We start from the raw sequence: 760 nt of genomic DNA on the forward strand, positions 1-760 counted from the left end.
TTTAAGCGAAGAAGAAAGAGCTAATTTACGCTTTTTAAAGGCGACCGAAGGGACACCAGTCACCGAGTTCAAAGACGCTAAAGAGGTCGCTGATTGGCTCAACGATCCAGATGAGGACTAATGACTTAGTCAGCCTATACGTTAGTTTTGTAGAAACTAACAGTGGCAAGTCTCGACCAGTTTTAATTCGTCGGGTATCAGAACAGACGGTCGAGGCTTTTAAAATTACTAGTCAGTATGAAAAGAAGTCGGCTTATATCAAGCAACAATATTATCCGATTCAAGATTGGCAATCCGCTGGGTTGAAGAAACCTTCCTGGGTCGATCTTGGTAATATTTATCGCTTTCCCAAAGCCGGTTTAAACTTTAAAGAAATCGGTCATTTAAGTGAGCTAGATCAAAATAAAATTTCAGATTTTACGCTTGACCTAAAATCAAAAAGAAGAGGTAAGGGTCAAAAGATAATTCAACAGCGATTAAGTAAAAGGAAGCACAAAGGAAGTAAAGCAGAGCTTACACAAAGAATTTAAAAACAGTTAAAAGACTTTGCTAAACACAATCCAGAAATTAAGCCAAAAAACAATCCTGAAAATAAAAACGATCGGCCTAGTTATTAGGTCGATCGTTTTTTAATTTATCCGGTTTATGGGCGTTAACATAGTCAGCAAATGTTTTTAAAAGTTCTTCGGTTTGTTCGACCGAAAGGTTATTAGCTTGAAAGTACTTTTCTAATAAAGCCCCTTTTTGAATTAATCGGCGA

2 pseudogenes are annotated in these 760 nt (G+C 37.1%); both read left to right on the forward strand.

Going from position 1 to position 760, the window contains the following annotated elements:
• Positions 1–121: pseudogene (locus FD20_RS12630) on the forward strand (type II toxin-antitoxin system RelB/DinJ family antitoxin); the annotation flags it as partial.
• A pseudogene (locus tag FD20_RS12635) lies at positions 111–617 on the forward strand (hypothetical protein). The pseudogenes FD20_RS12630 and FD20_RS12635, both read left to right, overlap by 11 nt.
• Positions 618–760: the final 143 nt, after the last annotated feature.

Origin of the sequence: Liquorilactobacillus uvarum DSM 19971 (assembly GCF_001434935.1) — a bacterium.
Lineage (GTDB): Bacteria > Bacillota > Bacilli > Lactobacillales > Lactobacillaceae > Liquorilactobacillus > Liquorilactobacillus uvarum.